This is a genomic window from Streptomyces sp. NPDC047453, assembly GCF_040643155.1.
In the GTDB taxonomy this organism is placed as follows: domain Bacteria; phylum Actinomycetota; class Actinomycetes; order Streptomycetales; family Streptomycetaceae; genus Streptomyces.
Map to the genome: position 1 here is coordinate 66,467 of NZ_JBEYTS010000009.1, position 26,788 is coordinate 93,254.

Genomic DNA, 26,788 nt, shown 5'->3' on the forward strand with positions numbered 1-26,788 from the left:
CCTTGCTGCGGATTTCGGCCAGAGCCGCGCGGATCGCGGTCAGTGCCTTCTCGCCGGCGGTGGCGAGGTCATGTCGATCAGGCTGGAAACCATCGGGTCGGTGGCGACCGGTCCGGGCACGGCCGACCAGCCCGCAGCAGTGCGATGCCGGCGAGGCAGTTCCCGCCGAGTGCGACCGCCGGCGCGAGATCCAGGGGGATCTTGCCCGGGTCGTGGACGGCCCGCGGCTGCCGCCAGGGGGCGAGCGCCGCGGAGATGGCCTCGACCTGGACAATGCTCATTGCTGCTGGTCAGAGGCACTTTTTGCTAGCCGACCGCCCGTTGGGCAGTCCGCTTCATGAGAGCGCGAGGCCAAGTTGATACACCCGCTCGCGCCAAAGGTCTTCCCACAGATGTTAGACGTCTGCTAATCATGTCACATGATGAATCGCCGGGCTGTCACGGTGATCGCCAAGGTGATCGGCTGTGCGATCTCCACCCTCAAAGTGTCGGGCCTGCATGGCTCAAATTACATGCTCGTGTACGACTCTGACGTCAAGCGCAAACCGTTAGGCAAACCCGTCATCGCCGGTGGCTCCCGAGCCGGCGAGCCGGCGCTCGTCACAGGAAGTGCCGCCCGTGCGGCCGAAGTTCACGCGGGTCGGCAGAGCGTTCCACATCAACCTCTGCGAAGACTCGGTAATCGACGTTTCTGTGTTTGTCTCTGATCACACGCCGACCGCCTACACCAATCCGGCCGCGATCGAGGCCGAGACCGCTGTAGCTGTCACCTCAGCCGCCCGCCTTTGGCTGCCGCTGGGCAGCCGGCTCTGAGGCCGACCTTCTGATCACGCGCGACGCCGCCGTCGACGCTCTGTAGAACGTCGATGGCTGGGCTGAACTCAAGAGGCGCTTCGTCATCACGAACGCCGTCGGTACTTCGGCACCGGTGCGGACCGGGCCGCCCGCGCTCGACCCCCTCCTCCAGGAACCGGTTCGTCAAGGCCTGGCTGCAGCCGCACTGCGTCGGCTCGTTCCTCCACCCCTGTGAGCCCAACTCGGCCCTCATGCCACGGGCATCGACGAGGCTCTCGACGGCGTGCTCGCCCCCATCCCCTTCGGACACCTTTCGTCAAGCAAGGAGCCAGTCATGAATAGCGCGGCCGGCATCACCGACAGCGGCTTGGCCATCGTGAACTCGATGCCGAGTGAGGAACTCGTTCAGACACTCTTCGACTCCTGCCACCTACCAGTACTCGCATGGGCTGAGAACGTCGAAGCCGCGCGGCCCTACGACACCGTTGAGGGTCTGCTCAGCCGGGCCACGGGCGCAGTCGACGGACTCAGCCAGGAGGAAGTGGTCGCCGCACACACCGGCCTGACCCGGATCGGCGCCCCGATCGCCGGTACCGACGCCGAGGCTCGCTGGTCACGCTCGGAGTCAGCAGGCGTGGGAACCGAAACGGAACTGCTCGCAAGCCTGGCGGCGGCCAATGAGGCATACGAGGAGCGCTTCGGCCACGTGTTTCTCATCAGCGCCACCGGCTTGTCCGGATGGGACATCGTCGAAGCCATCCGGGCACGCCTGGAAAACGACGAGGCAGCCGAGACGGAGCAGATCAAGAGCGAGCTCAAGAAGCTCATGGCGATCCGTCTTCCGAAGCTGCTGCATGAGCTGGCCGAGCCGGGCACCTCCCACTGAACCCGATCGAAGAGAGGAATGGACCCGATGTCAACCGTGAACGCATCAACCATCCTTCGCACGAGCCCCAAGGTCGGAGTCGACGGACGAAAACTGCCTGAGGGAGCCGAACCCGGTGGGCTCGGCCGGCTGCGTCACGCTGCCGAACTCGGCCTCGACGGGGTCTTTTTCCGCTCGATGTTCGAAATGAGCGAGACACTCGATCCGGGCGAGCTGCGCGAGGTGCGCGCGCTCGCCGACGAGCTCGGCCTCTACCTGGAAGCCGGAGTGGGGAAGGTCAACCCGTACGCAACTCCCGAGACGCCGGAGATCCGGATCCTCGGGGACGGGGATTACCTGCGCGGCATGGAGCGCATGATCCAGGCGGCGGCGGATATCGGCATTCACGAGCTCTGGACCGGAACCGCCAACTACAAGTTCGGGTTGCCCGGCTACTTCGTGTTCGACCGGTTCCGCACCGATGCCCCGTGGCCCGACCAGCTCACCGCGACCGTCAAGGTGCTCAAGAGCCTGGCCCCGGTGCTGAACGCGACAGGCTCGCATCTCAACCTCGAGACCCACGAGGAGATCACCAGTTTCGAGCTGGTGCGCATCGTCGAGGAGGTGGGCCCTGACACCGTCGGCATCACCTTCGACATCGGAAACGTGCTGGTCCGGGCAGAGGACCCGGTGCAGGCCGCCCAGCGCGTCGCGCCGTATGTGCGGATGAGCCATGTCAAGGACGCCGGCCTGTACTTCACCGACTTCGGGATCGGCCATCAACTCGTTCCCGTGGGCCAGGGCGTCATCGACTGGGAAGGAGTGTTCGGCGTTCTCTGGCTCGAAGCGCCACACGTCAACCTCTCCATCGAGAATCCCCAGCTGCGTTTCGAGATGCCGCTGCACATTTATGACCCGACCTGGCGCGCGGCGCACCCCGACCTCACGACCGACGAGCTCGCGGCGATCGTTCAGATGACGGTCGCTCACGAGAACAGGATCCGCAACGGGTTGGCGCCCACCCGCGAACAGGTGTACGCCGCGCCGTGCGAGTCGGAAGACCAGCTCGCCTTCATCACCGAGAGTGCGGCGTTCATCCGCGAAACGCTGGCGAAGGTGGCGGGGAGAGGCGACGGCTGATGAGGGTCGGACTTTCCTGCGAGTACTTCCCGGGCAGCCAGGACCGCTCACCTCGTGCCACCTTGCAACGAGCGGCAGAGGAAGGCCTGGACGGCGTCGCGTTCGCGAGCCCCCTCATGGTGAGCAGCCGGCTGGATCGTCATGAACTCATGGCGATACGTGACCTGGCGGCCGATCTCGGCCTGTATCTCGAGGTCGGGATCGGTGCCATTGCGACACCGGACCGTGTGATCCCGGCAGGCGAGGCCGAGTCACTGCTCGATGCCTGTCTGGTCCTGGGCAGCACCGAGATCACGGCGTACACGAAGCTCGATCGCTTCGACCCCGGGCACGCGTTCCCGGTTCAGCTGGATGGCGTGGTCACGCTCCTCACGGGGCTCGCCGCAAAAGCAAGGAACGCACATGCGCACCTCAACCTCGAGACGCACGAGGACCTCACGTCCACCGATGTGCTCCGGGTGGTGCAGGCCGTAGGCCCCGACGTGGCGGGCGTGTCTTTCGACCTGGCCAACGCAGTCGTACGCGGCGAGCACCCGCTGCATGTGCTCGAACAGCTCGCGCCCCACGTGCGTCAGACACAGCTCGAGGACGTGACCCTCAGTCTGACGAAGAATGGTCTGAGACGGCACCTGGCGCCATGCGGCGGTGGCATCACCGACTGGGCCAAGGTCATCGACGTACTCGGCGGACTGCCGGAACCGCCGAACCTCACTGTCGAACAGCACAGGGGCCAGTTCGACATCGAAGTCTTCGACCCCACCTGGGTCGACGCGCATCCCGATCTCGAGCCGGCCGGAGTGCTCGCGCTCGTGGCCGAGGCGGTGCGCAGTGCCCGTCAGGACAGGGACGGGACGTGGTTGCAGCTCTCCCAGGAGCCACAAGCGCGAGGGGAGCAGGAGTTCTTGGAACACCTTCGGCTCAGCGCGGATCACCTCCGCCTTGTGCTCGCAGAAAGCAGCAGGACCGACCGCATGACAGCGGCCGGGCGAGAGACCGGCCGCCCCCTTGGCGGCGGTGGCACCTATGAGGGAGTACAAGGATGATTCGTGGAACGCGCAAGCGTGCGGCGGGGGTGATGGTCACTCTCTGCCTCGCGCTGTCGGCCTGCACCATGAGCACGGACACCGCCTCGAGCCAACACGACGGGACCGGGCCGATCACCATGGGCTTCATCGGCGGCATGAGCGGTGTGTTCGCGCCGTACGAGAAGCCGGCCCTCGACGGCGCCAAACTGGCCGTCAAGGAGATCAATGCCGCTGGGGGTGTCGACGGCCGCCAGCTCAAGCTGGTCACCGAGGACAACAAGTCGGACATCAACGAGAGCGCGCGTGCCGGACAGGCCATCCTCGACGACGGAGCAGTCGCCTCCCTTGTTCCCGTGGACCTCAACTACGGCGGAGGAGCCGCGCAGGTCATCCAAGGTGCCGGCAAGGTCGCGATGTCGGTCGGGGGTGGCAGCACCCAGTGGGCGAAGTTCGGTCCGCTCGTCTACAACGTCGGCACCACGGCGACCTCGGACGGTGCGGCGATGGCGCAGTTCGCCCATGACAAGGGGATCAAGGACGCCTACCTCATGGTCGACACCATCTCGGACTTCAGCCAGGAGCTCTGCGACGGCTTCAAGACACGGTTCAAAGAGCTCGGTGGCAAGATCCTGGGGAGCGACACGTTCAACAACAAGGACACCTCACTCGGCGCCCAGATCACCCGGATGAAGTCGGCCGCGCCGCAGCCGGGCATCATCGCCAACTGCTCGTTTCCTCCTGGTGGCGCCTTGATGGTCAAGCAGCTCCGCGATGCGGGCATCAACTCGCCGTTGATCTCGAGCAACGGAATGGACGGAGACTTCTGGTTCAAGAACTCCATGCCGAACCTGTCCGGTGTCTACACGGTGGACTGGGCCTCGGTCTGGGGCGATGACCCGGCGCCTGGCGTCAACAAGCTCGTCAAGGACCTGGCCAAGGCGCAGGGCAGCCAACCGCAGAACCAGTTCGGTGTCACGGGCTACATCGCGGTGAAGGCCATCGCGGCGGCCATGAAGAAGGCCGGTTCCACCGACGGCGACAAGGTGGCCGAGGCGCTCAACTCCTTCAAGCACGAGGACGTGGGCATTCCCCTCACCTTCGACAAGGACTTCCACATGGACCGAACGCGGGAGTACCGCATCCTGCAGGTCGTGAACGGGCGTCCGAAGTTCGTGACCACAGTCAAGACCGCGGGCAACTAGAAACGCATTCGCGTGGGCCGGGCGCCGGCCCGGCCCACGCGGAAGGACGGAGAAGTTGTGACCCAGATACTCCAGTATGTTGTGGACACATTGAGCCTCGGCAGCCTCTACGCCCTGTACGCGTTGGGTATTGCCGTTGTCTTCGGTATCGCCAGGCTCATCAATTTTGCGCACGGCGAACTCATCATGATCGCCGGCTTCGCCCTGCTGCTGCTCGACGGCTGGCCTCTGCCTCTCCGGCTGGCCGCGGCCTGTGTGGCCGCGTTGATCGCAGCCGTCTTGATGGAGCGGCTGGCGTTTCGGCCCGTCCGAGGTGCCAAGGACGACACATTGCTGATCACGTCGTTCGCGGTGAGCTTCTTCTTGCAGAACCTGTTCATCGTCATGTTCGGGGCGCTGCCCCAGGGCACCCTGCTACTCCCCTCTCTCGGTTCCTCGTTCAACGTCCTCGGGGTCTCCATCGGCAAGCTCGACGCCGCCACGATCATGGTCACCTTCCTCAGCCTCGCGGCTTTGACGCTGTTCCTGACGCGGTCGTCGCTGGGGATCCAGATGCGTGCGTCGGCCGAGAACTTCCGGATGGCCCGGTGCCTGGGTGTTCCCGCCAACCGGGTCATCGCCACCGCGTTCGCGATCAGTGGTCTGCTGGCTGCGTTCGGCGCGGTCATGATGGTCACCCGCACCGGTCTGACTTCGCCGGTCATGGGTGTGACACCCGTGTTCGCGGCCTTCGTCGCGAACATCATCGGTGGTCTCGGGCGCTTGAGCGGGGCTGTGCTCGGCTCGTACCTCCTGGCCAGTCTGACGGTCGCCTTCCAGGCCCTCCTGCCGGTAGGCCCCCGTTCCTACCGCGACGCATTCGTGTTCGGCGCCCTGCTTCTCGTGCTGGTCGCACGGCCGAACGGACTGTTGCGGGCAGTCGCGACGGAGCAGCGAGTCTAAGGAGCGCACATGAGCAATCTGACCACTGTCAAGCGGCAACCGCTTGTCCCACTCACGACGTTGGTGGCACTGTGCGCCATCGTGACCATTGCCGTCTACGGCTCGGTCGCCGTGGGCAACGACTCGCTCAATCGCGCAGTTGCGCTCGGTCTGGTGAGCCTGATCGCCGTTGTCGGTCTGCACGTCTTCATCGGGAATTCCGGCGTGGCCTCGTTCGGGCACGCCGCGTTCCTCGCCATCGGGGCGTATGTGACGGCGGCCGTCAGGGTTCCGACGGCCACCAAGCAGGCGATGCTTCCCGACCTGCCGGGCCCCCAGACGACACCGTTTCTGGCCGTCCTGCTGGGCGGACTCGCGGCAGCGGTCGTCGCGTTCACCGTGGGCCTGGTGCTGATGCGACTCAACGGCCTCGCGGCGGGTCTGTCCACCTTCGCCCTGCTCTCGATCGTGTACGTCGTCGCGTCGAACACTCGCAAGGTCACCGGTGGCGTCAGCGGCGTCTTCGGCGTCCCGCAGACAAGCAACTCGCTCACCGTCCTGCCCTGGGTTCTGTTCTCCATCCTGGTGGCCTGGGCATTCGCCCAGACCCGGTTGTGCCTCCGGCTGAGGGCTTCCAGAGAGGACGAGGTCGCCGCCAGGTCGATCGGCATCGACGTGCTCTGGGAAAGACTGGGCGCCTTCACCCTGAGCGCCTTCCTCACCGGGATCTCCGGCTCGCTGATGGCCATGTACCTGGGGTCGTTCAACCCGGACGCGTTCTACCTCTCGATCACGCTGATCATGCTGGCCATGCTCGTCATCGGTGGCGTGACATCCCTGTCGGGCGCCGTCCTCGGAGCGATCTTCGTCTCCGCGCTCCGCGAGTTGCTTCGCATGGTCGAACGCGGCGTCGCAGTCGGAGGGGTGACGATCCCGCGGTTCGAGGGGCTGCAGCAACTCGGCACCGCCGTAGTTCTTCTCCTGGTGCTCCTGCTGAGACCCCGAGGCCTGACCGAAGGACGGGAGATCCTGCACATGGGTACGAGTTTCCTCTGGCGCCCGGTCCGAGGCCTTGTCCGGCGCCGCGACGAGGCAGCGAGCCGGCATGCCGACGAGACCAGGAGCAACAGCGACGCGGAGGCAAAGGCATGAACGCCACGGTTCGCACGGAAGCGGTCAGCGTGCACTTCGCCGGAGTCAAGGCGCTCCAGGACGTCGACCTCGAGCTCACCCAGGGCGAAATTCTGGGCCTGATCGGGCCCAACGGCGCCGGGAAGACCACGTTGGTCAACGTGCTCTCCGGTTACCAGAATCCCACCACAGGGCGGGTCTGGCTCAACAGCACCGACCTCACACGCCGCCGGCCCGCACGCCGCGCCAAGGAAGGCCTGGTCCGGACGTTCCAGAACGTGCGGCTCTTTCCTGAACTGTCCGTTCTGGACAACATCCTGCTCGGGGCTCTCGGCACCGGACGGAGGACGGCCGAGGGACTGCGCCTGGCCACATCTCTCCTCGAGTCCGCTCACCTGACGAACTGGGCGCGCACGGAGGCCCGCGCCCTGCCCTACGGCGCGGCGAGGCGGCTCGGCATCGCCCGGGCCCTTGCGACACAACCGCGGTTCGTCCTCCTCGACGAGCCGGCCGCCGGCCTCAATGACAGCGAGAGCGCGGACCTCGTCGAGAGCCTCAAGATGATGCCCGCGGAATTCGGAGTGGGGCTCCTTCTGATCGAGCACGACATGCATGTCGTCATGTCCGTCAGCCAGCGAATCCACGTGCTCGACTTCGGCAAGACCCTTGCTGTGGGCACCCCCGAACAGATCAAGCTCAACCCCGAGGTACAGCGTGCGTACTTCGGACGCCCCGTGGAGGTGCCACATGCTCAGGGTGAATGACCTGACGGTCCGATACGGCGCGGTCACCGCTGTCGACCGCGTGTCGCTCGAGGTTCCCGAGGGCAAGGTCATCGCCCTTGTCGGAGTCAACGGCGCCGGCAAGTCATCGACGCTGGCAGCGATTTCCGGTCTGGTGAAGGCGGAGAGCGGCAGCGTTGAACTCGACGGGGAACAGCTGTTGCGGCTGTCGCCCGAGACCGTCGTACGCAGAGGGATCGCGCTGGTTCCCGAGGGTCGCGAGATCTTCGCGAGCCTCACGGTCGAGGAGAACCTCCATCTGGGCACATTGGGACGGGGCGACCGTGGCACCGCCAAGGAAGCCACCGAGGAGGTACTCGAGCAGTTCCCGGTGCTCCGGAAATACCTCAAGTCCTCGGCCGGGAAGCTCTCCGGAGGCGAACAGCAGCAACTCGCCATCGCACGGGCCCTGCTGTCCAACCCCCGTGTGCTGCTCCTCGACGAGCCGTCGCTCGGTCTCGCTCCCCAAGTGGTGGACCTGGTCTTCGACGTCATCGACGGGCTTCGTGACCGTGGCGTGACCGTGCTGCTCGTGGAACAGAACGCGACGCGAGCCATCGAACTCGCCGACTTCACCTACGTGCTCAGGCTCGGCAGGATCGCCGACCAGGGCAGCCGGGACGCAATCCTGAGCCGGACCGACCTGATCTCGCTTTACCTGGGAGGCTGAATGAACGCGGTAGTGGTGAGGAACGCCCGTTTCGTCAACGAGCCGGGTCAGCACGACATCGAAATCGAGGCAGGCCGCATCCGCCGCATCACGCCGGCAGGGGAAGGGGGCGGCGCCACCGATGAACTCGACGCACAGGGCGGTTTGGTGACGCCGTCCTTCGTCGACGCGCACTTTCATCCGGACAAGGCTCTGACGTTCCCTCGGGTGGGGCCCATGGGGCAGGATTCCCCGGTCGACTCCCTGGCCGTCGGCGCACGTATAAAGGCAGCCTTCACGGTCGACGACGTCACCGATCGGGCCAGACGGGGCATAGAGGCGGCCGTCACGAACGGGGTCGGAGCGATTCGAGCACAGGTGGACGTCGACTCCGCCATCGGGCTGGCGGGCCTCCAGGGCATCCTCAAGGTCAAGGCGGACCTCCACGACGTGGTCGATCTCCAGATCGTCGCCTTTCCCCAAGAGGGAGTCGTCCGTGATCCTGGTGCCCTCGACCTGCTGCGAGAGGCGCTCACCATGGGGGCGGACGTCCTGGGAGGCGGTCCCGACAACGAGGGCGACCCGGCCCTCCACCGTGCCCATCTGGACCAGCTGTTCGAGCTGGCGGCGGAGTTCGACGTCGACCTCGACTTGCACGCCGACATGGACGAGGACCCCAGCAGGCGCGCGCTGGAGCTGATCGCGGAGCGAACCCTCGCCCATGGCCGGCAAGGCCGAGTGAACGCCGTGCACTGCTGTGCGCTCGCGGCGTACCCGGACGACCTCGCTCACCGTGTCATCGACCAGGTCGCGCAAGCGGGCATTCAGATCTGCATCTGCCCGATCGGCAACCTTCAGCTCGTCGGGGGAGACGTCACGCCGCGCGGTCGAGGAAGCTCGCGGCCCAAGGAGCTGCTGGCCGCCGGCGTGAATGTGGCCGCCGGAACCGACAACCTGCACGACATGTGGTTCCGCTTCGGGAACCTCGACCCCGTGGAGACGAGCCGGATCACGTGCCTGGCCGCTGGTCTGCGCACCGACCAGGAAGTGCTCGACGGCTTCGCCATGGTGACCGGCCGAGCGGCGGCCTACATGGGCCTCGGCGACTACGGCATCGCTCCGGGCAATGACGCGGATCTCGTGATGTTCAGTGCGGACAACCTCGACGACGTCATGCGAGGCGCCCCCGGTACGCGCACCACCCTCAAGAGGGGCCGGGTAGTCGCCCACCGGGAGACCACCGCCAGGATGGTCCGAAGTTGAGCCAGCAGGCAAGCAGCAGTTGGCTAGCCTGGCGCACACGTGAATTCATCGGACGTCACACACAGAGGAAAGGTTGACCATGCAGAGGGCTTCGCGCATGTCACTCGTCGACATTGTGGTCAACGAACTCCATGCGGAGATCAAGTCGGGTCGCTGGAAGGTCGGCGACCGGATCCCACCGGAGTCGGAGCTGGTCAACCTGCTGGGCGTGAGCCGTGTGTCCGTTCGTGCGGGCGTGCAGTCACTGGTGCATGCCGGCCTCCTGGTCACCCGCCAAGGAGACGGGACCTTCGTCGTCGCCACAGACGTGACCGACGTGGCGCTGCGCCGGCGGTTGGAGAAGGCCAGGCAGGAGCACGTTCTGCAAGTTCGGTACGCGCTCGATGTCGCTGCCGCGCGGCTCGCGGCGCTCAACCGTACCGAGCGCGATCTGCGCGGCATGACGGCCGACCTCGAGGCGCGCGTAGCAGCCTTCGCCACGCGCGATGTCGAGGCATTCGTCGCCGCTGATGTCGCCTTTCATCTGAAGGTGGCCGTGGCGACACACAACCCGGTCCTTTCGGACCTGTACGGCAGCCTGGTGGGCGCGTTGGCCGAAGCCATGCGTCGAGGCTCATGCCTCGAGACGGAGGAAGCCGCGGACGGCGAGGTGCTTCACGAGGAACTGTTCAGGGCGATCCGCGATCGAGAGGTCGACAAGGCCGTTGACACCGCGTTCGGCCTTGTCGATGCCAGCATCTGGGAGGTCGAGACCGCGAGCGAGCACGGGAGACAGAAACAGGACAGCTGACCTCGGCACCACTGTTCCTGCATCGTTGATCGAATTCGTGCCCTGCTGGACGAGCGGACCGCGGAGCGCGGTGCGCGGGCCCGTCGAGGAGCAGGGCACGCGGCTACGTGGGCAGGGCGCGCCGGCGGTGCGGCCTTTCTTGTGGAGGTACCGGTGGAGGGCCTGCGGCACGTGCTGCGGGCCGTGTGGCCGACGGGACATCGGCCCACGGGTCCCGGCGCGCGCCCTGCTCGCTCTGACGCGCAGGGGCCCAGGGCCCGGACTCAGCCCCCCGACGCCGCGCGCACCAGCGCGGCCATCACCCGTACGTCCTCGTCCATCTCCGGGTGCCACTGCACGCCCAGCACGAAACGGTCGCCGGGCAGTTCGACCGCTTCCACCGTGCCGTCCGTCGCGTGGGCCGAGGTGCGCAGCCCCTCGCCCAGGCGGGCCACCGCCTGGTGGTGGTACGTCGGGACGTATGTCTCCTCCGGGACCACGGCCGCGTACCGCGTGCCTGCCACCGGGGTCACCGGGTGGGAGCCGAAGACGCCGACGTCCTCGGTGTGGCCGTCGATGTGCTGGACGAGGGTGCCGCCGAGCGCGACGTTCAGCAGCTGCATGCCGCGGCAGATGCCGAGCAGCGGTGTGCCGGAGTCCAACGCCGCCCGGATCAGGGCGAGTTCCCACGTGTCACGCTCCCGTGAGGGCGGCCCGGTGCGCGGTTCGCGCTCGGCGCCGTAGCGCTCCGGCTCGACGTCCGGGCCGCCCGCGACGACCAGCCCGTCGAGACGGGCGACCACCGACGCCGCGTGGGACGGATCGTCCGGCGGCAGCATGGCCGCGAGCCCGCCCGCGGCCTGCACCAGCCGCGGGTAGACGGCGGGCAGCAGCGCCGCGGGCAGCTCCCAGACCCCCCAGGACGCCCGGGATTCCAGATAGGTGCTGACGCCGATGAGCGGCTTGCCCACTGTGTGCTCCTTCATGGTCCTCAGTCGCGTTCCAACTCGGCTTCCATCGCGGCGAGCGCCACAAGAAGCTCCATGGAACGGATTCATACCTTTGTGCCGGCGGTGCCGAGAAATCAAGACCCGTGCGGTGACGTCGCCGTGAATCGCCCGCTCACGTCAGGAAGCCGCGCAGCAACGCGGCCGTGCCCGCGCAGTGCTCGCGCATCATCTCCCGCGCGCCGTCGACGTCCCCGTCCAGCACGGCCTCGACCAGAGCGATGTGCTGGCGCTGTGAGTGCTCCAGGTTCCGCACCAGCAGCGGGATGCAGTCCAGCAGGTCGTTCACGGTCGCGCGCACAGCCGCGTACTGCGCGGTGAGCGTCGGCGATCCGGACAGCTCGGCGAGTGTGAGGTGCAGCAGCGTGTCGAGCCGGCGGTACTCGGTGAGCGGCGCGTCGTGCGTGCGGGCGAGCGCGTCCCGCAGCCGCTCCGCCTGCTCGTCGGTGAGCCCGTGTGCCGCGCACAGCCCGGCCGCGCCCACTTCCAGCACCTCCCGGAACCGCAGGACGTCCTCGACGTCGACCTCCTCGATACGGCGGCGCAGCTCGTCCTCGCCGGGGGCGGCCGCCTTCGGCAGGACGAACGTTCCGCCGTAGCGGCCGCGCCGCGACTCCACCAGGCCCTGGTCCTGGAGGACCTTCAGCACCTCGCGCAGCGTCACCCGGCTGATGCCGAGCCGGTCCGCCAGCTCCCGTTCGGACGGCAGTCGCTCGCCGCCGGGCACCAGGCCCAGCCGTACGACCTGGAGTATCTGTTCAAGAGCCTCCTCGAAACCGTTCCCCGCCCGCACCGGCCGCAGCACCGGAGTCAGCGGGTCGTCCGTGAAGGCACTCTCGCCCGCGTCCGTCTGCGACATCTGGCCGCACCCCTTCCCAAGCAATGGTTCTCAGCAATACCTTATAGGCCTCGGCTGACCGAAGGAGGCTTTCCCGTGGCAGACCGCACACCCCCGCTCAGCGTCGAGGAGCTTCGTGCCCTCGTCGCGAGCGGCGAGATTGATACTGTTGTCCTCGCCTTCCCCGATATGCAAGGGCGGCTCCAGGGCAAGCGGTTCGCCGCACGCTTCTTCCTCGACGAAGTCCTCCGGCACGGTACGGAGTGCTGCAACTACCTCCTCGCCGTCGACGCGGAGATGAACACCGTCGAAGGCTACGAGATGTCCTCCTGGGACCGAGGCTACGGCGACTTCGCCATGCTCCCCGACCTGGCCACTCTGCGCCGGGTGCCCTGGAACGAGGCCACCGCGATGCTGATGGCCGACCTCGCCTGGGAGGACCGATCACCGGTGGTGGCCGCGCCCCGCCAGATCCTGCGCCGCCAGCTCGAACGGCTCGCCGAGCTCGGCTACACGGCCAACGTCGGCACGGAGCTCGAGTTCATCGTCTTCAAGGATTCGTACGAGCAGGCCTGGGACGCCGGCTACCAGGGCCTCACCCCGGTCAATCAGTACAACGTCGACTACTCGGTCCTCGGCACCGGTCGCATCGAGCCGCTGCTGCGCCGCATCTGCAACGAGATGAGCGCGGCGGGCCTGACCGTCGAATCCGCGAAGGGCGAGTGCAATCCCGGGCAGCACGAGATCGTGTTCCGCTACGACGAAGCCCTGGTCACCTGCGACCAGCACGCCGTCTACAAGACCGGCGCCAAGGAGATCGCAGCGCAGGAGGGCTACGCCCTCACCTTCATGGCGAAGTACAACGAGCGCGAGGGAAACTCCTGCCACATCCACCTCTCCCTCGCCGACGCGGACGGCAACAGCCTCATGGCCGGGGACGGACCAGGCGGCATGTCCCCGGTGATGCGGCACTTCCTCGCCGGGCAACTGGCCGCACTGCGGGACTTCTCCCTCCTCTACGCCCCCAACATCAACTCCTACAAGCGCTTCCAGCCCGGCTCCTTCGCGCCGACCGCCGTCGCCTGGGGATACGACAACCGCACCTGCGCGCTGCGCGTCGTCGGCCACGGCCGTTCGCTGCGCTTCGAGAACCGGCTGCCTGGCGGCGACGTCAACCCGCATCTCGCGGTCGCCGGCCTGATCGCCGCCGGTCTCCACGGAATCGAGCAGCGGCTGGAGCTGCCCGGCGAATGTCCGGGCAACGCTTACACCGCCCACTACGAACACGTCCCCACCACCCTGCGCGAGGCCGCCGAACTCTGGGAGAACAGCCCGATCGCCAAGGCCGCCTTCGGTGACGAAGTGGTCGCGCACTACCGCAACATGGCCCGCGTCGAACTCGACGCCTTCGACGCCGCGGTCACCGACTGGGAACTCCGCCGCTCCTTCGAACGCATGTGAGGCCCTTGTTGTCGTACGAGCACGAGTACCACGAGGAAATGGACACGTACGTGCACGAGCACCAGGTACTGAACCCGGCGACGGAAGAAGTCATCGCGACCGTCCCCGCCGCCACTCCCGAGGACGTCGACGAGGCCGTCGCCCGCGCGGCTGTGGCCCAGACCCGCTGGGCCGCCCTCGCGCCCGCCGACCGGGCCAGGCTGCTGCGCCGCTTCGCCAGCGCCGTCGACGAACACCTTGAAGAACTTGCGCAGTTGGAGGTACGCGAGGCCGGGCACGTCATCGGCAACGCGCGCTGGGAGGCGGGCAACGCCCGCGACCTGCTCGACTTCGCCGCCGGGGGAGTGGAACGCCTGTCCGGCCGGCAGATCCCCGTCCCCGGCGGACTCGACATCACGATCCTCGAACCCCTCGGGGTCGTCGGTGTCATCGCGCCGTGGAACTTCCCGATGCCGATCGCCGCGTGGGGGACCGCACCCGCACTCGCGGCCGGCAACGCCGTCCTCCTCAAACCCGCGGAGACGACCCCGCTGACCGCCCTCCGGCTCGCCGAGCTCGCCCTGGAGTCAGGCCTTCCCGAACACCTCTTCCAGGTGCTGCCCGGCGTGGGCGACGTGGCGGGCAACGCACTCGTCGAGCACCCCGGCGTCGCCAAGATCGTGTTCACCGGATCCACCCGGGTGGGCAAGGCGATCATGGCCAGGTGCGCCGCCCGCGTGAAGCGCGTGACCCTCGAACTCGGCGGCAAGAGCCCCAACATCGTCTTCGCCGACGCCGACATCGAGGCCGCCGCCGCTGCCGCGCCCATGTCGTTCCTCGACAACGCGGGGCAGGACTGCTGCGCCCGGACCCGCATCCTCGTCCAGCGCTCCGTCTACGACCGCTTCCTGGACCTGCTCACGCCCGGCATCGATTCCGTCGTCGTCGGCGACCCGAACGACGAGCGCACCCAGATGGGCCCGCTGATCTCCAAGGTCCAACTGGAGCGCGTACGGTCGTATGTCACCGACGACCTGAAGGCGATTCGCGGCAGCGCGCCCGAAGGGCCCGGCTTCTGGTTCCCGCCGACCGTCGTCACCGACGTCGACCCGGCCGCGCCCATCGCCGCCCAAGAGGTCTTCGGCCCGGTCGCCGTCGTCCTGCCCTTCGAGGACGAGGCCGACGCGGTACGGCTCGCCAACGCGACCGAGTACGGCCTGTCCGGGTCGATCTGGACACGGGACGTGGGCCGTGCGCTGCGCGTGTCCGGCACCGTCGCGGCCGGGAACCTCTCCGTCAACTCCCACTCCAGCGTTCGCTACTGGACCCCGTTCGGCGGCTACAAACAGTCGGGGCTCGGCCGCGAACTCGGCCCGGACGCGCTAGCCGCTTTCACCGAGACCAAGAACGTCTTCATCAGCAACGTTTCCACCAGCACGAACAGCACGGAGGGCTGAGCACTCATGACCGACACCAGCAACGTCTGCCGCCGCCTCGTCGGCCGTACCGCCGTCATCACCGGCGCAGGCAGCGGCATCGGCCTCGCCACCGCGCGCCGGCTCGCCTCCGAGGGCGCGAACGTCGTCTGCGGCGACATCGACGACACCGCGGGCAAGGCCGCCGCCGAGGAGGTCGGGGGCACCTTCGTGAAGGTGGACGTGACCGACGCCGAGCAGGTCGAGGCGCTGTTCAAGGCCGCGTTCGACACCTACGGATCCGTCGACGTCGCCTTCAACAACGCGGGCATCTCGCCGCCGGACGACGACTCGATCCTGGAGACCGGCCTGGACGCCTGGAGGCGGGTCCAAGAGGTCAACCTGACCTCGGTGTACCTGTGCTGCAAGGCCGCCATCCCCTATATGCAGCGTCAGGGCCGCGGTTCCATCATCAACACCGCGTCGTTCGTGGCCATCATGGGCGCCGCCACCTCGCAGATCTCCTACACCGCGTCCAAGGGCGGCGTGCTCGCCATGTCGCGCGAGCTGGGCGTGCAGTTCGCCCGCGAGGGTATCCGGGTGAACGCGCTCTGCCCGGGGCCCGTGAACACCCCGCTTCTCCAGGAACTGTTCGCGAAGGACCCGGAGCGGGCGGCGCGACGCCTCGTGCACATCCCGGTCGGGCGGTTCGCGGAGGCCGACGAGATCGCGGCCGCGGTCGCGTTCCTCGCGAGCGACGACTCGTCGTTCGTCAACGCCACCGACTTCCTCGTCGACGGCGGGATCTCGGGCGCGTACGTCACGCCGCTGTAGTCCCCCTTCGTCTTCCGGCCACCACCCCGACAGCCGGGCGTCGCAAGGCGCCCGGCCGTCGGTCATGAGGCACCTGAGCAAGGGTGCCGTCACCGCGGTGGCCCCGGCCGGCGGCTCATGGGGTTCGGACGACCTGCCGCCATCACGAGGCGGGCATGCGTGTTCGCCCTAAGGCCGCCGCTGGTCCCGCGTCCAAAGCCGCCGCCGCGACTGTGGCGGCCGCTCCCGCCAGAACACTCCTCCTACTGATCACTACGACTCCTCGCCCAGGATTGGATGAATCGATTCAGTGTCGGTGAGTGTGGGTAACGTAAGGGCGAGCTGGCGAAGGTCAATCAGTGTGCAGGCATCGCGGGCGCCCCATTTCCGCCGCCACTCCGAGCGAAGCCGGCACGTGAAGCGGGCGCGAGGGTGATTGAACGGTTTCAATCAGGGCCGCGAAAGCCCGAGGACGCTCAGGTCACCCGACCCGCCAAGAGCGCAGGCGCTCGGCGATGTCGTACGAGTTCACTCGCAGGCTGTGACGTCGGCGATCAGCTCACGCCAGACCTCGAACTTCGTGTCCACCCGCTCTCCGTGCATTCCCAGCGACGGCCAGACCGTGGCCGTACAGCTCGTTCCGAGCCGGGTCCGCCGTACTCAATGTCGAAGGCGGCGACCGTCTCCGGGTTGCCGGTTACCTGGCACCCGTGCCGTCGGGCGTGAAACCGGGCGTGAACGTGACGGGCAGGCGCTCGGGGCCGCGCAGACCGCCTGGACTCCACCGCAGCTCGCCCGGCGGTACGGCCAAGGTGAGACCGGGAAGGCGACGCAAGGCGGTCCCGATGGCGATCTGACCCTCCAACCGGGCCAGCGGGGCGCCCAGGCAGTAGTGGATTCCGTGCCCGAACGCGAGGTGGGCGTTGTCCCCACGGGTGATGTCCAGGCGATCGGGGTCCGGGAACCGCGCCGGATCCCGGTCGGCGATGGCGGAGGCCACCAGCACGGTGGCGCCGCGCGGGATCCTCACGCCCGCGATCTCGACGTTCTCCCGCGCGAAGCGGGCGATGCCGGGGTTTACCGGTCCGTCGTAGCGCAGGAACTCCTCGATCGCGTCCGGCAGCAGCGCCGGATCGTCCCGCAGCAGCCGAAGCTGGTCGGGATGGGCGAGCAGTGCGGCGATGCCGCCGCTGATCAGTTTGACGGTGGTGATGTATCCGGCCACCAGCAGCAGGAACGCCATGGCGATCAGCTCGTCCTCGTCCAGCCGCTTCTCCTCGTCCCGAGCGATGATCAAAGCGCTGAGCAGGTCGTCTCCGGCGTTGGCTCGTTTGGCTTCCAGAAGCCTGATCAGGTACGCGCGCATGTGCTGCCAGGCACCGTCGCTCACGGCCGGGTCCGGCGGCTCGGGTCCCCGGAGGATCATGTCGTCGGTCCACCGCTGGAAGTCGTACCGGTCCGTAGTGGGCACCCCGAGCAGCTCGCTGATCACGGCGACCGGAAGCGGCAGCGCGAAGTCGGCGACGAGGTCCGCGCAGCCGGCCTGCACGATCGCGTCGAGCAGCTCGTCGGTGAGGGCCTGGACACGGGGCCGCAGCTCGGCCACCCGGCGCGCGGTGAACGCCTTCGAGACCAGGCGACGCAGGCGGGCGTGGTCGGGCGGGTCCGCCCGGAGCATGGTGTTCAACATGGACTCGCGCTCCGTCGCGGGCAGCTGTCGGAGGAGCCGGGGGTCCGACGCGTCGCGGACATCGCTGCTCAGACGCGGGTCGCGCAGCGCGGCGAGGCCGTCCTCGTAACGCGTGACCAGCCAGGCCTCAAAGCCGCCGACGATGACCGCGCGCCGCACCGGGCCCTCCTCGCACAGCTGTCGGTAGAACGGGAACGGGTCTGCCACGAAGGCCGGATCGGCATAGGGAAGCAAGAACGGCTGCTCGCTCATCGTCGTCTCCCGGAGTACGTCGAAGTGCTTCACAGAACGCCTGGGGTTCGCCACGGATTACGCAGCGGATTCAGTAGATCTTGAGTGCATATATCCCAGTATGGCGACTCTGTGATTCGCGCTGAAAGGGCCTGATGGGGTGGACCGCGTGCGGTGTGGTGGGCGGCGGCCCCCGCCGGAATGGGCCTCGCCCTGCTGCTGGCCCGGTCCGGCCCGGAGTGGAGGTGGCTGTCCTGGCCCTGAACCGCCGGCTTGTATGGCGGCAGTGGTGCGTGACCGGTTCACCGTCACCGGGCACGCTGGGCATCTGGTGCGGGCGATCGCGGCCGGCGGCGGTGGGTTCGCGTCCCGGATGGCCCCGCCTGGAAACGCGGTCGACGGACGCCTCGCGTGTCCATTACCGTCCGTGGCTGTGAGCAGCAGATTCCGTGAGGTCGCGGCGCGCAACGCGCGCATCGCCGAAGAGGGTTCCTACCAGTTGGAGGATGGCCGCAGGGTCGAGGTGCGTGAGACGCTCGCCGCCGCCCGCTCCGGGACCGTCAGCTACGCCCCCGCCGCCTTGCGGGACCTCGCCGCCGAGCGCTTCGCGCCGACGCACCGCACCGCCTTCACGGTCACGGCGGAGAGCAGCCTGCAGGCGGCACGCCGACTGCATCTGGCCGGGTCCGGACACATCGCGGTGCTCAACTTCGCCTCCGCCCGCAACCCCGGCGGCGGTTACCTCGGCGGCGCCCGCGCGCAGGAGGAGGACCTGTGCCGCACCTCTCTGCTGTATCCGTGCCTGATGGAGGCTCCCGACTACTACGCGGCACACCGGGCGTCCACGGACCTGCTCTACAGTCACCGCGTGATCTGGTCGCCCGCGGTCCCCGTGCACCGCGGCGACCGCGGTGAGTTGCTGGCCGAGCCCTACCCCGTGTCGTTCTTGACCTGCCCGGCGCCCAACGCAGGGCAGGCGCTGCTGCGCGAGCCGGGCGCGGGCGAGGAGATCGCCCGGGTGCTGCGCGAGCGCGCCGGGCTGGTACTCGCGGTCGCCGCCCACCACGGGGTGTGCGAGTTGGTGCTGGGTGCGTGGGGCTGCGGCGTGTTCCGCAACGACCCGGAACAGGTCGCCGACGCCTTTCACGCGCACCTGGCGGCCGACACGGGCGCGTACCGGGACGTGTTCGCGAAGGTCGTGTTCGCGGTGTGGGACCGCATGCCGCGGTCGCCGAACCGGGCCGCCTTCGCCGCCCGGTTCGGCGGATAGCCGGGCCGCCGCGGGCGGTTCGCCGCGGCGGCACAGGCCGGCCCCGTGTCGGCTGCTGCGAGTGCCGTGCCGGGCATGCGACGACCGTGTTGTGGGGGAGGGTGCGCCGGACGGCCGAACGTCGGTCGGACTCCGATCACATGCCAGGATCCTGTCCTCTGGCACGTCTGGGCTTCGTCGCTTCACGCGCTCCCCTGAGCCGCCGTGACCAGCCCCGGTCGGGACATCTGCGGCCACACCAGCAACACGTTGCTCACGCCGCCCTGTTGACGCGTGTCAATGATGATCATAGGCTCCCTCGCCGTCGGCTCCGGCGCGGACCCGGAATCCAGATTCCGTCCGTCTGCGCGCGGTTGCCCGTCGTCGAGCCGTCGACGACGGGTCCGGGGCCGCTGCTCGACAGCGCCACCTGCACCGCCCCGTACCGACAACTCCGGGAGGAGCAAGTGAGAAGACGACGCACGGCCCCCTGGGCCGCCTCAGTCGCCATCACCACCCTCGCATTGACCGGCACACTCGCCGGACCCGCCACCGCAGCATCCGACACCACATCCGAGTCCGCCACCGCAGGGCAGGCCCGGTCGGAGGTGGCCACCGCGACCGACCCCGTCACGCACGAGGAGAACGACCGCGTCCCGGAGGGCTCGCTCTGGACGCAGCACTACTTCCCCTCCTCGGACGACAGCGGGGTCGAGCTGCACGCCGACGTGCTGCGCCCGGCAGGCCTGCCGGCGGATGCGAAGACGCCGGTGATCCTGTCGGTGGGCCCGTATTTCTCTCACGCGGGAGAGAGCTCCCCCGCGGGGTGGAACCATGTCGGGCCATCGGCACGCTTCCAGGACTTCATCGATGGTGCGCACCTCATGGAACGCGGATACACCTTCGTGATGGTCGACCTGCGCGGCTTCGGCGGCAGCACCGGCTGTCTGGACTTCCTCGGCCCGGGGGAGCAGGCCGACGTCAAGGCGGCCGTCGAGTGGGCGGCAAGCCAGCCGTGGTCGACCGGCAAGGTCGGCATGTACGGCAAGTCGTACGACGCCAACACCGGGCTGGCGGCCAATACCCTCAAGCTCAAGCCTCTGCGGGCGATCGTTTCCCAGGAACCGACGTGGAACAGGTACAACTACCTGTACAGCAACGGGGTGCCGCGGTCCAACGTGACCAGCACTCCGCGGGGTTACTACTCGATCGCGACGATGGCGCCGCTGGCCGACGACAGCGACCACTACAAGGCGAACGCGGGGTACGAGAAGAACCACCCCGAGTGCGAGAGCGACAATCTCACCAACACCCAGAACCCCGACCCGAAGTCGCCGTTCTGGCGTGCCCGTGATTTCGCCTCCCGCGCCGCCGGATCCCAGACGCCGCTGTTCGTCACGTCGGGCTTCATCGAGGACAACACCAAGCCCGAGCAGATGCAGAAGTACCTGGCCAACCATCAGGGTCCGCAACGCGGTTGGATCGGCCAGTGGGAGCACGTGCGCGGTAACGAGACCAATGCCAAGGGCCAGCTCAAGATGGGCCGGGCGGGCTGGTTCGACGAGGTGATGCGGTTCTACGACCAGTACCTCCGCGGCATCGAACCGTCGGTGACCGACCCGGCGTTCTCCCTCGAGGACAGCCTCGGCCACTGGCGTGCCCAGCCGACCTGGCCGGTGACCAACGACTCGTACAAGGTGCGGTTGGCGCCCGGGCAGTACGTCGACGACGGCGGCAAGGCACAGAAGGCCGGCCTGTCGATGACGGCGCCGGAGTCTCAGGGCTGGGACATCGAGGACGCGCCGGGGGTCGGCTCGCTGACGACTGACCGGACGAGCGCGCTCAGCGCCGACGCCCCCGCCAACAGCTACTGGACCTGGTCCACGCCCGCCGCTGAGCAGGTGCGGATCACGGGCAGCCCGGAGATCACGCTGAAGACCAGGGGCCAGGGCAATGTCTGGGCACGGCTGTGGGACGTCGCTCCGGACGGCAAGGCGACGATGTTCAACGAGAACGTCGCACTGCTGGAAAGCAGCGGATCAACCTCCTTCGCCCTGAAGGCGACGGACTGGACCTTCGAGCAAGGGCACCGGCTGGGGGTCCAGATCGGAACCATCACCTCAAACGGCTGGCGGAGCGTTCCCTCGGGGGAGACGATCACGGTCTCCGACGCGCGGCTCGCCCTCGAGGTGCAGGACCCGCGGTTCGACTCGCCGACCCAGGGTGACCGCTCGCCGTACCTGGACACGTACGTGCGGGCGAACACCATCACGCTGAACAACGTCGGCACTCCCACCTTCCCGCTGAGCATTTCGAAGAACGGATGACCCAGCGGCTGCCCGGCACCCGCCCATGCGGGTGCCGGGCAGCGTGGTCGCCGGGTACATCGGGCGCCGCCGCGCCACCAAGCAGAGTGCCGAGGGCCGTCGGCTGTCGCCGGCGTCCCTCGACCGCGCCTCAGTGGGTGCCCGGGGCCGCCTCCGCGGGGGCGAGTCCGCGAGGGCCCGCGGTGTCGAACGCCTGCCGGTCCGGCGCCGGTCCGGCGACCGGCACCTCGATCTCGACGACCGGCTGTTCCGGGGCGCCCACCTGGGGCACCGTGCCGGACGCGGTGCCCGTCGTGGCCGCGACCACCGCGGCCGGGGCGCCGCCCCGGCGCCGGACCGCGCCGGGGACGAGCGGCCGGCCGCCGGCGTGCAGGGCGACCGCCGTCAGCGGCAGCGCCAGCAGGAGCAGTCCGGCGCCCAGTACCAGGCCCATCGCCGGGTAGCCGGCGCCCGCGGACAGCAGGCTTCCGACGAGCGGGCCGCATGCGGTGCCCAGCGAGGACGCGGATCCAGCCAGCACCGCCCAGCGGCCGCGCGGGTCGAGTGAGGCCGCCAGTCCGATGAGGTAGGAGAGGACGATCGGGTAGACGGTGTTCCAGGCGATCTCGCCGGTCGCGAAGGACGGCAGGTCGTCCGCCGAGGCGCTGACCGCGATGCAGCAGGCGATCAGTGCGGTGCCCGCTCCGATCGGCAGTGCCCGTCCGAGCCGCGCGCCGAGCGCGCTCGCGCCGATGACGCCGAGCAGCCCGGTGCCCAGGGCTGTGGCGAAGACCGCGCCGACGGTGACCTCGCTCAGCCCTGCCTGGTGCAGGCCGATCCGGCCGCTCACGCCCCACAGCGAGTTCTGCGCCATGGACCAGAACAGCATCGAGCCCGCGAGGACGAGTCCCGAGCGGAGGTAGGGGAGTGGTCCGCGCGGCGCCGCCGTGTGACCAGGCACCACGGCACCGGCGAGTCGGCCCGTCGCGGGCCACACCAGCAGCGCGGTGAGCGCGATCGCAGCGAACGGCAGCCCGTGTCCGGGCCCGAGGTGAGGGATCGTCAGATACACGGCGCCGGCGAGTGCGGAGACGCTCAGCAGACCGAAGGTCGAGGTGCGGTGCGGGTCGCGCTGGGCCGCGATGCCCGACGCGGCGACCGTCGTCGCCGTGCCCGAGCCGAAGCCGCCCGCCATCGCTCCGACGACCACCACCGGCACACTGTCCGACAGGGCCGCGCAGCCGTAGCCGAGCGCCGCGAGCAGCAGTCCGGAGCGGGCCAGACGCCGTGGCCCGAACCGCTCGACGCGCGCCGCGAGCGTGAAGCCCGCCGCGGCAGAACTCAGCAGCAGCGCACTGCCGACGAGCCCCGCTTGCGCGGGCCCGAGGCCCAGCCGGTCGCCGAGGCGGCCGACGATGGTGGGCAGCAGATAGGGCGCGAGGTAGCCCGCCATGAAAAGGGCGACGAGGGGCCAGGAGGAACCGCGCGAGAGCGCGGGCGCGGGGGAGGACACGGGCGTTCCCAGGGCATGCGAAAACGACAGGGGGGAGGGGTGGAGAAAGAAAGAGAGGGGGGTGGGCGACCGTCGACGGACAGGAACGCGAGGCAATTTGTATCAAGCGCGGGCATGCGCAAAAAAGCCGGGGAGATGTGATCTGCGTCACATAGCGTTTGGTGTCGAGGACTCTGGGCAGAAGTGACGCCCCGTCTGGTTCGATGGGGAGTGTCTGTGCAGGTCAGGGACGGTTCGGAGGTGAAGTGGGCAGGGGACTCGAGAAGTCCGGCATCACCGCCGCCACCGCTGAGGCAAGGAGGAGAAGCAGTCGTCGTAACCTCCTCGGGTGAACGACTCCTCTTGCTTCTGCCTCCTGTGCGCCCCTCCTCCGGATGGTCCGGCCTGGGAGGAACGTGACAGCCGCATAGCCGCAAGCGTTTCCGAGTTCGGCTGGCACGTGATGGGCGTCGGCGCAGGGGGCGATGCGCCGGCGGACTGGGCCTACTCGATCGGCCTGTGGCACACCCTGCGCAGCCCTGAGGTCTGCGTCTTCGGCCTGCGGATCGAGACGATGATGCCCATCCTCAACGTCGCGGGCGGAGAGATCCGCAACGGTCACCCGCTGGAAGCCGACCAGGTGCGTGACGACATCCTGAACGGCTACCCGGTGACCGTCCGGCCGGTCCACCCGAGCTGGTACCGGGACTTCTTCGGTTCCGGGATCGACTACTACCAGGCCCCTCCGCTTCCGGTCATGCAGCTGTTCTGGCCGGACAAGGAAGGCCGCTTCCCCTGGGACGACCAGGTCGAAGAGTACTGCCGCGCGAGCCAGCCTCTGCTGTGGATCTCGAAGGAGGAAACCAGCGGACCGTGGGCCGATCTCGACTGAGGCCGACGCTCGGTCCTGGGCGGCGTGGCCTCGTGGTGGCAAACGGCCGCTCAGCCCGCTTCCAGCGGAAGTGCTGGTTCGAGCAGCCCCAGACGACCATGAGGCTGAGGGTCAGGGGCGGTTCAGGCCCCACGTCTGCAGGGCGTAGGGCCGCCCCTTCTCCTCACCCCTGATCAGCGGCACGTCGAGCAGTCTGAAGCCCGCCCTGGTGGCCACGGCGACACTCGCGGCGTTCTCGGCCTCCAGCTCCAGGATCACCTGTCCCGCGCTCAGCTGCTCGAAGGCGTACGCGGCCATCACCCGCACCGCACGCGCCGCCAGCCCCTGGCCGCGGTGCGCCGGGCCGACCGCGTAGCCGAGCTCTGTGCCCTCGGGCGCACGCCGCAGCATCACCTCGCCGAGCGGTGCGCCGCCGTCGACGGTGATGGCGAGCAGGATGGTCGTGCCCTCCGCCCGCAGCTGCCGGTCCCGGTCCAGCCGTGCGCGGGCGGCCGCTGCGTCGAAGGGGGACACGATCGGTGTCCAGTACGCGATGTCGGGGTGGTCGAACAGCTCTGGCATCGCGGCCAGGTCCGCCTCCGTCCAGTCGCGGAGGACGAGACCCTCTCCCGTGAGCTCGATCCGCTCGGGAAAGGACGACGTGGCGCTGCTCATGCTGGGGGACCTCCCTGGCTTGTTCAGGACAAGGCAGGATAACTGGGTGCAGGCAAGGGATTGCGCCAGGACAGCGGAACGCCGGTCCATGCGCGCTGTGCCCGCGCCACCGCTGATGCGGACACTCCGGGCCGAATCTAGACTGAGCGAGGCATAGAAAGTTCTGGATTAGGGAGATGTGCACTGTGGCCAAACGAGGGAACAAGCGACGCGGCCGTAAGAAGAAGAAGGCCAATCACGGCAAGCGTCCCAACGCCTGAGCCGACCTGAGCCGGTCAAACCGTCACCGTCTCGCCATCCGGGAACGTGACCGTCACCCTCCCGTCGTCCCCGCGCGTGCACGTGATCGACTCACGCAGGGCCCAGGGGTGGACGACGTCGCGGGTGAGCACCACCAAGGTGACGTGGACACTCTCCCCGCCCGGATGGCGCGCGGCTCGCAGGTACGGGGTCGCCGAGTGCGGGCCGTAGGCGTTCGCCTCGACCTCGCGCGCGACGCCCGTCTCCTCGTCCCATCCGTACAGCGCGGCCACGGCACTGGTCAGCCCCGACTCCGTACGGGTCAGAGCCCAGCCGGGCCCCTGCTCCGAGTGCGGGCGCACCACGTCGGCGACCGCGTACCCGCCCTCGCGCACCGTCACGCCCTCAGGCGCCCGCACCCGGTGCACGCGCAGCTCCCACGGCCCGTGCAGCACGCTCGTCGACTCGATGGGGAACCCGTCGTCCATGCCCGGGAGTTGCACGTCGTGACGGGACGACGCGCGGCGCCCCTGGCAGCCGAGGGGATGGATGCGGCGGCGGCGCGACGGGGTGCCGTCGGCGGCGAGCAGCGCGATGTGGTTGTCGACTGCGCGGGCCCAGGCGTGCGGCGCGGACTCCGGGGCGGTGGCCGTGGAGTAGGCGAACTTGGCGTAGTGCGGGTCGTCGCTCGCCGGGCCGTCCGGCGGGTTGTGGTCGCTGCCGTGGTTGACCAGGCGGACGACACCGTCGTGCGGGGTGCCGTGCAGTAGCCAGCCGGGCGCGGGAAGCGCCGTGTACTGCGTGGACTGCTCGACGGGCAGCGGGAGTTCCCGGTCCGTCCACACCGGGTGGTCGGCGGGAAGCAGCAGACCGAGGAACCCCTTGCTCGCCCAGTACGGCGACGCGGGCCCCGAGTACGGCTGTGTCGTGGGCAGGAACGTGCCGTACCAGCCCAGCGGCAGCAGCCCCCGTTCGTCCGGCACCCCGCGCTCGGTGAAGTGCCGGGCCGCGCCGGAGGCGAGGCGCCGGGTCAGGCCCGGCGCGAGCGGGGTGCAGTCGGCGAGTGCGCCCAGCCACACCGGGGCCGTCGCCGCGATGCGGTACGTCAGCGAACGGCCCTGGTGCACCGGCGCGCCGTCCGCGCCGAAGAACTGCGGGTACGTGGTGAGGAACTGGGCCAGCCGCTCCCGGTAGACGGCGCCCCGCCCGCCGTCCCCGTCCGGCCCCGCCATGCGGGCCCACAGCAGTGGGTACAGGTGCATGGCCCAGCCGATGTAGTAGTCGAAGTTGCGGCCGTCGCCGTCCGTGTACCAGCCGTCGCCGACGTACCAGTCCTCGATCCGGTCGAGGCCGGCATCGATGTCGCCCTGGTCGTACGGTGCGCCGACCGAGGCGAGGAACTGCTCCGACACCACTTGGAACAGGCGCCAGTTGTTGTCCCAGGTCTTCGCGCCGACGAACCCGGAGAGCCAGTCGACGACCCGTTCCTGGACCCGGGTGTCGAGCCGGTCCCAGATCCAGGGGCGGGTCTCGTGCAGGCCGAGCGCGATCGAGGCGGCCTCGACCATCTGCTGGGAGCAGTCGGTGAGTTCGGGCCAGGCCTCGCCGCTGTCACGGTCCGTGCCCGTGGTCAGACCCTGCGTGTACCTTTCGATGAGGTGGGAGACGACCGCGGAATCCGTTCCGTCGCTGCCGCCCGCGCCCGCGATCCGGAAGGAGGCCAGCAGGAATGTCCGAGCGAACCCTTCGAGCCCGTCCGAGACGACCCCGGACCAACTGGCCCGCCCCGGCAGCCGGTACTGCGCGAAACCCGGTGTGGCGTAGGGCAGCAGGGCCGACAGGTGCCGGTCGGCCAGGGCCTCCCAGTGCGCCCGGGTCCAGCCGGTCAGGGGGGAGCGGACGCGGTCGGTGGGCGGCAGGGGGAAGTGCGGGGCGGGCATGGTGGTTCGCTGGCTCCTTCGGCGTGCGGCGGGCGGCGG

At 68.7% G+C, this 26,788-nt stretch carries 23 protein-coding genes and 2 pseudogenes; 18 read left to right on the forward strand and 7 right to left on the reverse strand.

The window, feature by feature from the left end; translation table 11 throughout:
* Positions 1–72: 72 nt before the first annotated feature.
* Positions 73–257: pseudogene (locus ABZ818_RS11290) on the reverse strand (IS1380 family transposase); the annotation flags it as partial.
* Positions 258–618: 361 nt separating this feature from the next.
* On the opposite strand from ABZ818_RS11290, the gene ABZ818_RS11295 reads away from it, so the two are divergent.
* The 12 genes and pseudogenes from ABZ818_RS11295 to ABZ818_RS11350 form a co-directional block, all read left to right on the forward strand.
* Positions 619–813, forward strand: a complete 195-nt coding sequence (locus ABZ818_RS11295; protein ID WP_361412949.1) for a hypothetical protein — start codon at positions 619–621, stop codon at positions 811–813.
* Positions 814–1,129: 316 nt separating this feature from the next.
* Positions 1,130–1,681 (forward strand): 2-oxo-4-hydroxy-4-carboxy-5-ureidoimidazoline decarboxylase, encoded by a 552-nt coding sequence (locus ABZ818_RS11300; protein ID WP_361412950.1) that lies wholly within the window; start codon positions 1,130–1,132, stop codon positions 1,679–1,681.
* A 27-nt stretch (positions 1,682–1,708) separates the two neighbouring features.
* A complete protein-coding gene (locus ABZ818_RS11305) occupies positions 1,709–2,800 on the forward strand; it encodes a sugar phosphate isomerase/epimerase family protein (RefSeq protein ID WP_361412951.1) in 1,092 nt (363 codons plus the stop codon).
* Positions 2,800–3,843, forward strand: coding sequence for a TIM barrel protein (locus ABZ818_RS11310; protein ID WP_361412952.1), 1,044 nt, complete (start codon positions 2,800–2,802; stop codon positions 3,841–3,843). The genes ABZ818_RS11305 and ABZ818_RS11310 overlap by 1 nt, the downstream gene beginning before the upstream one ends.
* A complete protein-coding gene (locus tag ABZ818_RS11315) occupies positions 3,840–5,027 on the forward strand; it encodes an ABC transporter substrate-binding protein (protein ID WP_361412953.1) in 1,188 nt (395 codons plus the stop codon). The genes ABZ818_RS11310 and ABZ818_RS11315 overlap by 4 nt, the downstream gene beginning before the upstream one ends.
* A gap of 57 nt (positions 5,028–5,084) precedes the next feature.
* Positions 5,085–5,969: a branched-chain amino acid ABC transporter permease gene (locus ABZ818_RS11320; RefSeq protein WP_361412954.1), complete on the forward strand. Its 885-nt coding sequence runs from the start codon at positions 5,085–5,087 to the stop codon at positions 5,967–5,969.
* Between the two features lie 9 nt (positions 5,970–5,978).
* On the forward strand, positions 5,979–7,100 hold the full coding sequence (locus ABZ818_RS11325) for a branched-chain amino acid ABC transporter permease (RefSeq protein WP_361412955.1): 1,122 nt from the start codon (positions 5,979–5,981) through the stop codon (positions 7,098–7,100).
* On the forward strand, positions 7,097–7,843 hold the full coding sequence (locus tag ABZ818_RS11330) for an ABC transporter ATP-binding protein (protein WP_361412956.1): 747 nt from the start codon (positions 7,097–7,099) through the stop codon (positions 7,841–7,843). The genes ABZ818_RS11325 and ABZ818_RS11330 overlap by 4 nt, the downstream gene beginning before the upstream one ends.
* Positions 7,827–8,531, forward strand: coding sequence for an ABC transporter ATP-binding protein (locus ABZ818_RS11335; RefSeq protein ID WP_361412957.1), 705 nt, complete (start codon positions 7,827–7,829; stop codon positions 8,529–8,531). The genes ABZ818_RS11330 and ABZ818_RS11335 overlap by 17 nt, the downstream gene beginning before the upstream one ends.
* Positions 8,532–9,773: an amidohydrolase family protein gene (locus ABZ818_RS11340; protein WP_361412958.1), complete on the forward strand. Its 1,242-nt coding sequence runs from the start codon at positions 8,532–8,534 to the stop codon at positions 9,771–9,773.
* 97 nt (positions 9,774–9,870) lie between these two features.
* Positions 9,871–10,563 (forward strand): FCD domain-containing protein, encoded by a 693-nt coding sequence (locus ABZ818_RS11345; protein WP_361412959.1) that lies wholly within the window; start codon positions 9,871–9,873, stop codon positions 10,561–10,563.
* 138 nt (positions 10,564–10,701) lie between these two features.
* Positions 10,702–10,807: pseudogene (locus ABZ818_RS11350) on the forward strand (LysR family transcriptional regulator); the annotation flags it as partial.
* Between the two features lie 19 nt (positions 10,808–10,826).
* Here ABZ818_RS11350 and ABZ818_RS11355 read toward each other — a convergent pair.
* A complete protein-coding gene (locus ABZ818_RS11355) occupies positions 10,827–11,528 on the reverse strand; it encodes a gamma-glutamyl-gamma-aminobutyrate hydrolase family protein (RefSeq protein ID WP_361412960.1) in 702 nt (233 codons plus the stop codon).
* Positions 11,529–11,664: 136 nt separating this feature from the next.
* Positions 11,665–12,408, reverse strand: coding sequence for an FCD domain-containing protein (locus tag ABZ818_RS11360; protein ID WP_361412961.1), 744 nt, complete (start codon positions 12,406–12,408; stop codon positions 11,665–11,667).
* A gap of 75 nt (positions 12,409–12,483) precedes the next feature.
* Here ABZ818_RS11360 and ABZ818_RS11365 point away from each other — a divergent pair, with 75 nt between their 5' ends.
* The 3 genes from ABZ818_RS11365 to ABZ818_RS11375 are packed head-to-tail and all read left to right on the forward strand — an operon-like array spanning position 12,484 to position 16,076.
* Positions 12,484–13,848, forward strand: a complete 1,365-nt coding sequence (locus tag ABZ818_RS11365) for a glutamine synthetase family protein (protein WP_361412962.1) — start codon at positions 12,484–12,486, stop codon at positions 13,846–13,848.
* Positions 13,849–13,886: 38 nt separating this feature from the next.
* Complete coding sequence (locus ABZ818_RS11370) at positions 13,887–15,284, forward strand: aldehyde dehydrogenase family protein (RefSeq protein WP_361412963.1); 1,398 nt, start codon at positions 13,887–13,889, stop codon at positions 15,282–15,284.
* A 6-nt stretch (positions 15,285–15,290) separates the two neighbouring features.
* Complete coding sequence (locus ABZ818_RS11375; protein WP_361412964.1) at positions 15,291–16,076, forward strand: 3-oxoacyl-ACP reductase; 786 nt, start codon at positions 15,291–15,293, stop codon at positions 16,074–16,076.
* 676 nt (positions 16,077–16,752) lie between these two features.
* Here the strand turns inward: ABZ818_RS11375 and ABZ818_RS11380 are convergent.
* Positions 16,753–17,997 carry a cytochrome P450 gene (locus ABZ818_RS11380; protein WP_361412965.1) on the reverse strand — a complete coding sequence of 415 codons (1,245 nt, stop codon included), beginning with the start codon at positions 17,995–17,997 and terminating at the stop codon, positions 16,753–16,755.
* Positions 17,998–18,409: 412 nt separating this feature from the next.
* On the opposite strand from ABZ818_RS11380, the gene ABZ818_RS11385 reads away from it, so the two are divergent.
* Entirely contained in the window at positions 18,410–19,246 is an 837-nt protein-coding gene (locus tag ABZ818_RS11385; RefSeq protein ID WP_361412966.1) for a TIGR02452 family protein, read from the forward strand.
* Positions 19,247–19,692: 446 nt separating this feature from the next.
* On the forward strand, positions 19,693–21,552 hold the full coding sequence (locus tag ABZ818_RS11390) for a CocE/NonD family hydrolase (RefSeq protein WP_361412967.1): 1,860 nt from the start codon (positions 19,693–19,695) through the stop codon (positions 21,550–21,552).
* A 130-nt stretch (positions 21,553–21,682) separates the two neighbouring features.
* On the opposite strand, the gene ABZ818_RS11395 is transcribed toward ABZ818_RS11390, so the two are convergent.
* Entirely contained in the window at positions 21,683–22,984 is a 1,302-nt protein-coding gene (locus ABZ818_RS11395) for an MFS transporter (protein ID WP_361413057.1), read from the reverse strand.
* 388 nt (positions 22,985–23,372) lie between these two features.
* Between ABZ818_RS11395 and ABZ818_RS11400 the strand changes: the two genes are divergently transcribed.
* Positions 23,373–23,915, forward strand: coding sequence for a DUF4262 domain-containing protein (locus ABZ818_RS11400; protein ID WP_361412968.1), 543 nt, complete (start codon positions 23,373–23,375; stop codon positions 23,913–23,915).
* A 111-nt stretch (positions 23,916–24,026) separates the two neighbouring features.
* Here ABZ818_RS11400 and ABZ818_RS11405 read toward each other — a convergent pair whose 3' ends face one another.
* Both ABZ818_RS11405 and ABZ818_RS11410 read right to left on the reverse strand, forming a co-directional pair.
* Complete coding sequence (locus tag ABZ818_RS11405; RefSeq protein WP_361412969.1) at positions 24,027–24,569, reverse strand: GNAT family N-acetyltransferase; 543 nt, start codon at positions 24,567–24,569, stop codon at positions 24,027–24,029.
* A gap of 275 nt (positions 24,570–24,844) precedes the next feature.
* Positions 24,845–26,749 carry a DUF2264 domain-containing protein gene (locus tag ABZ818_RS11410; RefSeq protein ID WP_361412970.1) on the reverse strand — a complete coding sequence of 635 codons (1,905 nt, stop codon included), beginning with the start codon at positions 26,747–26,749 and terminating at the stop codon, positions 24,845–24,847.
* Positions 26,750–26,788 lie beyond the last annotated feature (39 nt).